Source organism: Gilliamella sp. Choc4-2, assembly GCF_001690355.1.
GTDB lineage: Bacteria > Pseudomonadota > Gammaproteobacteria > Enterobacterales > Orbaceae > Gilliamella > Gilliamella apicola_A.
Map to the genome: position 1 here is coordinate 1 of NZ_LZHG01000003.1, position 7,745 is coordinate 7,745.

At 34.3% G+C, this 7,745-nt stretch carries 9 protein-coding genes; 5 read left to right on the plus strand and 4 right to left on the minus strand.

Annotated features, from left to right (window positions below):
- On the plus strand, window positions 1–184 hold a 184-nt coding region (locus tag A9G34_RS10660), incomplete at its 5' end, for a hypothetical protein (RefSeq protein ID WP_034948943.1).
- A gap of 717 nt (window positions 185–901) precedes the next feature.
- Here the strand turns inward: A9G34_RS10660 and A9G34_RS00355 are convergent.
- Window positions 902–1,606, minus strand: a complete 705-nt coding sequence (locus A9G34_RS00355; protein WP_034943623.1) for a lipopolysaccharide core heptose(II) kinase RfaY — start codon at window positions 1,604–1,606, stop codon at window positions 902–904.
- 195 nt (window positions 1,607–1,801) lie between these two features.
- Between A9G34_RS00355 and A9G34_RS00360 the strand changes: the two genes are divergently transcribed.
- Window positions 1,802–2,098 (plus strand): GIY-YIG nuclease family protein, encoded by a 297-nt coding sequence (locus A9G34_RS00360; protein WP_034943619.1) that lies wholly within the window; start codon window positions 1,802–1,804, stop codon window positions 2,096–2,098.
- Between the two features lie 57 nt (window positions 2,099–2,155).
- On the opposite strand, the gene A9G34_RS00365 is transcribed toward A9G34_RS00360, so the two are convergent.
- The 3 genes from A9G34_RS00365 to A9G34_RS00375 all read right to left on the minus strand — a co-directional run bounded on the left by A9G34_RS00365 (window position 2,156) and on the right by A9G34_RS00375 (window position 5,047).
- Window positions 2,156–3,142, minus strand: a complete 987-nt coding sequence (locus tag A9G34_RS00365; RefSeq protein WP_065568544.1) for a serine/threonine protein kinase — start codon at window positions 3,140–3,142, stop codon at window positions 2,156–2,158.
- A gap of 13 nt (window positions 3,143–3,155) precedes the next feature.
- Complete coding sequence (gene yihA, locus A9G34_RS00370; protein ID WP_051825026.1) at window positions 3,156–3,767, minus strand: ribosome biogenesis GTP-binding protein YihA/YsxC; 612 nt, start codon at window positions 3,765–3,767, stop codon at window positions 3,156–3,158.
- Between the two features lie 68 nt (window positions 3,768–3,835).
- Window positions 3,836–5,047, minus strand: a complete 1,212-nt coding sequence (locus A9G34_RS00375; protein WP_034943613.1) for an aspartate aminotransferase family protein — start codon at window positions 5,045–5,047, stop codon at window positions 3,836–3,838.
- Window positions 5,048–5,234: 187 nt separating this feature from the next.
- Here A9G34_RS00375 and A9G34_RS00380 point away from each other — a divergent pair, with 187 nt between their 5' ends.
- The 3 genes from A9G34_RS00380 to A9G34_RS00390 all read left to right on the plus strand — a co-directional run.
- The gene (locus A9G34_RS00380; RefSeq protein ID WP_034943610.1) at window positions 5,235–5,510 is read left to right on the plus strand and encodes an oxidative damage protection protein; all 276 of its coding nucleotides are present in this window, start codon (window positions 5,235–5,237) and stop codon (window positions 5,508–5,510) included.
- A gap of 1 nt (window position 5,511) precedes the next feature.
- Window positions 5,512–6,582 carry a membrane-bound lytic murein transglycosylase MltC gene (gene mltC, locus A9G34_RS00385; protein ID WP_034943608.1) on the plus strand — a complete coding sequence of 357 codons (1,071 nt, stop codon included), beginning with the start codon at window positions 5,512–5,514 and terminating at the stop codon, window positions 6,580–6,582.
- Between the two features lie 426 nt (window positions 6,583–7,008).
- A partial coding sequence (locus A9G34_RS00390; protein WP_141670299.1) for a hypothetical protein occupies window positions 7,009–7,745 on the plus strand: 737 nt, incomplete at its 3' end.

Consider the following 7,745-nt stretch of genomic DNA (forward strand, 5'->3'; position numbering starts at 1 on the left):
CCATTTAGAAAATGTGCCAAATTGGATAAAAAATAAGGATATTTATAGCTTATATAAAGGTTATGGTGGACTCAAAGAAGGTGTAACTGGACAAATTATTGAAGGTGGTGCTCATTACTATAGTATTTCTTATGATGGTACGTTGCGCTTAAAGATAGGGCTTAGTGGTGCTTATGTTCTGTAATATTGTTTTAATTCATTAGATTACTGTTAAGTTTAAGATTTGCGGGGTAAAAAAGTGTTTCCATACTTACTGTCATACCAATATACAGCTGATACGAGCCATAAGCCGAAGCAGTGACAGAATCGATTAACAAATTTTAACTAACAGGTAATAATTGATGAAAACACAAATCAAAAAAGTCTTAATATTAGGTAGTAGTTTACTGATGTTATCGTTACTGACAGGGTGCGATTTTACCGATTATAAAACGCGAATTTAAAATGGTTATGGCAAAGTTTGTATTAACACAAAAGTCAAAACTAAGTTTATTTTCATCTAAGAACTATTGAATTTATGTATCTCTATGAATTTATATTAAAAAATGATAGGTCTTGGTAAAAATGGAAAAATTAAAGTGAGCCTGCTTTTTATTTTATAAAAATTAATTAGTTAAAAGTTTTTAAAAATTGAAAAAATTTGGTAGAATTTACCAATTTAAATAAGTTTATATAAAACATATAGATAAAATTAGAGTGTTCCCTGTATACACAGGGATAAACCGCCAATTAGTGCAGAATTAATTGAGGCATTTTTGTGTTCCCTGTATACACAGGGATAAATCCATGAAGGTGATGTTGAATATAAAACAGAACGTGGTTAGGAAATGTATTATTCAAAAATTATCAATTATTGAAAGTGTGAGGTGTTTAGTGCATCCTCATATAAATGGGTTTTAATTTAATTTTCCTTACCGCGAAGTTTTCTTGATAACCGTTTAAATCCATGAGTGAATTTTTTTATCGCCATTGCTAAAAATGGAACTTTTATTTTGATATTAAACCGTTCTTGTAATTCAATGGCGTCGTTAGCTTTGGTTAACCAGATAAACCCTGAGTTAGTTAAATCAATGGCTTTAATTTTTCCGTCCGGTGTTAAAATAAAGTTTCCACCATGGATATCATTTGAAACCAAGTTATAATGGTGAAGTTTTTCAACGCAGTGTTTTATTTGCTCTCCGTAATCTTTCATTTCGTCCCACGCTAGTGAGCGCCCTTCGATGAAGTTAAAAATCATGTAATGACGTTTCGTTTTTTCGTCAAAAGCAACAAGATAAAGTTCATAGGCAATATCACACTTATCAAGCGAGATTTTCGCCAATTTACGAATTAAATTGAAATAAAAATCGCCAGTTAATTTTGCAATAATTCGGCGTTCTAAACGATGTTCGACTCCGCCGTCTATTTTGAAAATAAATTTGGTTTGGTTGTGATTGATTAAGTAAGTGTATCTTTCTATTTTATCGCTAGGATCAAGTAGCTGGTGATGCCCTTCTTCTGCTAAAAATTGGTCAAAAAGCTTAAGATAATCGATTTCATCATTTTGTACGTAGGCAAACTTGATATTGCCTCGTTGGCGTTCAATAATTTTTGCAAAATTATTCAAATTATATAACCTCAGTGGAACTTGAAAAAATTGCTTTATCTTAAACATTATCGTGATTAATGTAAACGACACTATGGTTTTTATATGATTGGAATATAAATAGAAGGTAGATTCGGTTTAAGTTGTATATGTGGTTTGTTTAAAATGCTATGATACCGGTTTTATTGATTTTGTAATTTATTGTTTAAATGAGTTATGTCAGAGCAAACATCGATATGGTTTTTATATGTTATTAGGACAGCCAAACAATCACTTTATACAGGTATTACAACCGATGTACAAAGACGATTACGCCAACATCAGAATAATAAAGGTGCAAAGCATCTAAAAGGTCATCAAGATTTAAAAGTGGTTTACCAAGTTAAAGTCGGTGGACGGTCATTAGCTTTAAAACTTGAGTATCGAATAAAACATCTTTCAAAAAAGGACAAAGAAGCATTGATTATTCAATCCCCTGATTTAAATAATTTATTGAAGTTACTTGATAAGTAGAAAGGGTGAGTAACGTCGAAATACCCGCTATTTTTTATAGTAAATAGATAGCCCATTTTACATAGTTGACATTAATTGCAGCGGAGGGGATTTAATCGCTTGAATCTGCTGGTTAAATTGTGTCAATTGTTGCTGCCAAAAATCAAGATCTGTAATCCATGGAAAGGCAATGGGGAAAGCGGGATCTTGCCAACGAGTAATTATCCATGCTAAATGATGCACCATTCTCATAGCTCTTAGGGGCTCAATTAATTTTAGTTGTTCTTTATCAAAATGGTAAAAAGATTCGTACATTTCAATGAGTGTATCTAGCTGTAGTCGTTGTTCTTGACGATCACCATGCAGTAACATCCATAAGTCTTGAATGGCTGGACCATTGCGTGAATCGTCAAAATCGACAAACATCACATTATCATGGCATAAAATGTTGCCTGCATGACAATCTGCATGTAAGCGAATTGCTTGCCAGTCATTATGCCAATGTTGTTCTACGGTCTTAATCAGTTGTGTTAAAGTTGCTTTGAGTTCAATATGAATTTTAGAGGGAAGGTAACGGTAAGATAATAAAGTGTCTTGCGGCTTATAAAGGTACTCTTCAAGCCCGATTGTGGGGCGATATAAAAATGTTTCTTTAGCACCAATTTGATGTATTTGACCAAGTCGCATACCTGCTAATTCCATTTGTTCTATATTATCTACTTCGTATTGCCGTCCACCTACACTAGGAAATAACGCAAAGAAATAGCCTTGATATTCATGTAAGGTACGGTCGTTAAATACCAGAGGTGCAACAACAGGAATTTCCGCATTTAAGAGCTGCTGTGTGAATTGATGCTCTTCAAGAATCTGCTTTTTTGTCCAACGGTGTGGGCGATAAAATTTAGCAATGTAACGAGTGCGCTGTTCATCATAAAATTGGTAAACACGGTTTTCATAGCTGTTTAATGGTGTTAATCCAGAATCAACACTAATCCCCATTGATGCTAAACCATCTAAAATCCGATCTGGCGATAAGGTATGAAATGAAAAAGCAGCACTATTCATTAACTAGTTTCCTTTATTGCAAATTAAACCATTCATTTAATTTTTGTTTTAATGGTTCTAGCCCAATGCGTTTAGGTGACGAAAAGGGCGCTACAGTAATGTCACCTTGGAAAGGTAAAATCGCTTCTTTAATCATGTTAACTTGTTTTTTTTGTGCTCCAGAGGCCAATTTATCGGCTTTAGTCAGTAATAACATAATTGGGATATTGACCGAAACTGCCCATTCAATCATTTGTTGGTCTAGATCTTTTAAGGGGTGTCTAATATCCATTAGGACAATTAGTCCTTTTAAACTTTCACGCTTTTGTAAATATTCACCCAGTGATTTTTGCCATTTGCGTTTGATTGCTTCAGGCACTTGGGCAAAGCCATAACCCGGCAAATCGACTAAACGGCAATTTTCTTCGACTTCAAATAGATTAATTAATTGAGTCCGTCCAGGCGTTTTACTGGTTCTGGCTAACCCCTTTTGATTGGTTAATGTGTTTAGTGCGCTTGATTTTCCTGCATTTGAGCGGCCAGCAAAAGCAACTTCAACTCCTGTATCATTCGGTAGGTGAGAAATGTCAGGAGCACTTAATATAAAGTGAGTTTTAGCGTAATTTAATGGGCGAATGTTATTCATGAAAGTGTATCCTTTAAGCCCAGTAATGGCACTTAATCTATTAAAATGACGTTACTGTATAGAAAAACTCAAGAATTGACAACCTTTTCGATGGCTTTTGTCAATCGTGTCATGCCTTCTTTTATTTCATCTTCTGTTATGATGAGCGAAGGCGTAAAACGTAATACGTTTGGTCCTGCATTTAAAATCATGACTTTAAATTCAGTTGCAATATTTAAAAAATCACAGGCTTTATTATGGAATTGAGGTTGTAGTTCTGCCCCTAATAATAATCCTTTACCGAGGTATTGTCGAAAGACTTTAAATTTATCATTAATTGTTTCGAGGTGTTCAATAAAAATGGCTCGGCGTTTTGGTATACTTTCGAGTAATTCAGGTGAGTTGATCATGTCAAAAGCTTCACACCCTACTGCACAAGCAAGTGGATTTCCACCATAAGTTGTGCCGTGAATGCCTGGTTGCATAACTGATGCAATCTCTTCTGTGGTTAGCATGGCACTAATTGGAAATCCGCCACCAAGTGCTTTTGCTGAGGTTAATATATCTGGCGTTACACTATAGTGTTGGTAAGCATATAAACTGCCAGTACGACCCATTCCGCATTGGACTTCGTCAAATACAAGTAGTGCTTTATACTCATCACATAGCGCCTTAACACCCTGTAAAAATTCAGGTGTTGCTGAAGTTAAGCCTCCTTCTCCTTGTATTGGTTCAAGCACTACTGCACAAGTATGATCATCCATAACTGCTTTTACTGCTTCTAAATTATTAAACGGTACGTGAATAATATCAGCAGGTTTGGCGCCAAAACCGTCGGAATATTTAGTTTGCCCACCAACCGAGACAGTAAAAAAAGTACGACCATGGAAAGATTGGTAAAAGGCGATAATTTTAGTTTTGTTAGGATGATATTTTTTAATCGCATAATAACGAGCTAGCTTGAAAGCTGCTTCATTGGCTTCGGCCCCTGAATTGGCAAAAAAGACACGATCAGCAAAAGTATGGGTAGTGAGTTTTTGTGCTAAAGTTAGAGCTGGTTCATTGGTAAAGACATTGCTTACATGCCATAATTTTTCACTTTGTCGATGTAATGCGTCTATTAATCGAGGATGACAATGCCCAAGCGCATTAACTGCAATGCCACCTGCAAAATCAATATATTCTTCGTTGTTTTGATCCCATATTCGGCTACCTTTTCCTTTTACAGGAATGAATTGTGCTGGCGCATAAACAGGTAAAATGACTTTGTCAAACAAGTCGCGTGTGATTTTTGGTTGCATTGTTTTATTCCTATCGTTTTTAATCAATTTTGTGTTAATAAAATAGCTGATTATTCGTTTTTTGTGAATAAATATTCATCAAGAAATGAAATATTACCTAACAAAATAGCCAATAATTTTCTTCTTTTCTATAAGTATTTTCAGGTATAATTGTTAACAATCGTTAATTGGATTTATAGAGATAAATATGAGCCGTGTTATTTATTGCCATTATTTAAAAAAAGAGGCAGAAAGTTTAGATTTTCAGCTTTATCCTGGCGAGCTTGGCAAGCGCATTTTCAATGAAATTTCTAAACAGGCTTGGCAAGAGTGGCTAAAAAAACAGACCATGTTAATTAACGAAAATAAATTTAACATGATGAATCCAGAACATCGAAAAAAAATTGAAACTGAAATGGTTAAATTTTTATTTGAAGGTGAAGATGTTGTCATTGATGGATACAAACCCGAAATTGAGAGCTAACATGAAAAATAATATTAAAATTATTACATTAATTGTTACAGTAAGTCTTTTAGCCGGTTGTCCTAGTAAACATGCAAATTTCGAAGATGAAGATTATTATGTTAAAGATACAAATGCCTTTAATATTTTAATTAGTCAATATGCCAATAATATTGAGCAGATTTGGGGTCCAAAAGAAGTTCTTATTGCAGGCCCTAAGGATTATGTTCAATATGAAGATAATTTACAAACACGTGTACATATCAATTTTGTTTCTGGTGTGATTACCATTGAAACATTGTCAAATACCCCTCAAGAGCATTTGAAAGAAGCAATTGTTTCTACATTGCTAATGCCAGAGCCTGTGGATATTATTCGCCACGATAAAATTAGCCAAGATTTGTCTCAGGAACCTTTTTTATTTAATCAGGTGTTAGATCAAGAAATGCAGCCTATTCGTTGGAGTGGCAGAGCTAATAATTTTGCTGATTATGTGTTAGTAAATAATATCAGAACACGTAAATCAGGTTCACATGAAATTACTTATGTTGAAATTAAGCTTGTTCCAAATCATATTAATCAACGCGCACGGAAATTTTTGCCATTGGTGACTGAAGCTTCAAATCGGTATTTTATTGACGAGCGATTAATTTTAGCAATTATGGAAGTTGAATCTGCCTTTAACCCTTATGCGGTTAGCCGTACTGATGCCCTTGGATTAATGCAAGTACAGCAGCATACTGCTGGGCGAGATATATTTAAATTACGCGGTAAATCAGGAGAGCCAAGTAGAAAGTTTTTGCTTGATCCTCGTAATAATGTGGATATGGGAACTGCCTATTTATCTTTACTTAAAACGAAATATTTAGCAGGTATTAATAATCCAATCTCTTTAAGGTATGCGATGATTACTTCTTATAATGGCGGCGCAGGCAGTGTACTTCGCACTTTTTCAGCTGATCGTAACGAAGCTATCAATATCATTAATTCAATGACCCCACAACAAGTTTATCGTAAGCTTGTCACCTCTCACGTTTCGCAAGAATCACGCAATTATTTAATCAAAGTAAGTAAGCTTTTAGACAATAGGTAATTTGTTTAATTTAATTATCCGTAAATACACTTTCTATGAGGCTATCGTACTATTGATAATACGATAGCGATTTTTTTAAGAAACTATTGATTGTTGATGATGTTACGCTTTTCTGGCGTATTTATTATTTTTTCTTAAAAAAACTTACATTAAACCGCATTATTAATTTCAATTTGTTGTTTTATTATGTTTTTTTTGTTTACAAGTCTTAGCAAATTATGTATTGAAGCAGAAGCCATGATGAACATACAATGACCAAGCACTCTATTAAGCATTAGTCTGTCAATTACAAAAATAAAACCACCTTAGATATAAGCAGTATTAAATATAAAGTTAATCACGGATTTTATCTTCACTTTATTTGTTAAGAGCTTTAATCCAGTCTTGTGTATAAATAAATATTTGAATGAAAGGAAATTATAATTCATGGGCAAATGTAATCGGATTCCATATTTTTCTTGTCTGGGTATAAGTGCTATTTTCCTTCTTGGCTCAAGTGCGGTTTATGCTAAAGCAGGTAATGTACCTAAACTAAATGTTATTCGGGATGAATTTAATACAGAAGAGAAGCTTAATCTCAGTATTTATAACCCAAAAGTTAAGTTAACATCCGATGGGTTATTTACCACTCCAATGGGGCTTTATGTCTACACCAACTATCCCACCAAAATAGCCGAATATCAAATTACAATTTACCGACAATCGGACGTGGATAATCAATATCCATTAAAGATATTGCGTTTTAGTGATATTAGTCCTTATGAAGCGGTATTATGGAATGGTGATACCGATAATGGTGAGCCGTTATCGATTGATACAGAGTATAAAGCGGTTTTAACTACGATTAGTCATACAGGATTAAAAGATAATGTTTATGCGGTAATGTTTCGTACTTTGGGTCATGGCGTGACTCAAGAAAGTGATTTTATTGCTTATACTAAACCCAATGTTGAAGCTGATTTGGTTAATAACGGAGCGTTATTTTACGGTCAATTAAAATCCGACAGTACGATTCCTGGATTTGGGCAAAGTCGTATTGATCATCAAGGTATAGTTGCCTCAGCTCAAGATCGTAAGGTAGTAATACAAATGAGCGGTCTGAACGATAAGAAAGAAGTCATGCTAAATGGTCAGCGATTGGTGGTGGATAATCATGGTCGAGC

What these genes read in the sequence shown, in the direction of transcription:
- A9G34_RS00360 (WP_034943619.1), top strand. Translation starts at nt 1,802, where the DNA reads ATGTCAGAGCAAACATCGATATGGTTTTTATATGTTATTAGGACAGCC.
- A9G34_RS00365 (WP_065568544.1), bottom strand. Translation starts at nt 3,142, where the DNA reads ATGAATAGTGCTGCTTTTTCATTTCATACCTTATCGCCAGATCGGATT.
- yihA (WP_051825026.1), bottom strand. Translation starts at nt 3,767, where the DNA reads ATGAATAACATTCGCCCATTAAATTACGCTAAAACTCACTTTATATTA.
- A9G34_RS00375 (WP_034943613.1), bottom strand. Translation starts at nt 5,047, where the DNA reads ATGCAACCAAAAATCACACGCGACTTGTTTGACAAAGTCATTTTACCT.
- A9G34_RS00380 (WP_034943610.1), top strand. Translation starts at nt 5,235, where the DNA reads ATGAGCCGTGTTATTTATTGCCATTATTTAAAAAAAGAGGCAGAAAGT.
- mltC (WP_034943608.1), top strand. Translation starts at nt 5,512, where the DNA reads ATGAAAAATAATATTAAAATTATTACATTAATTGTTACAGTAAGTCTT.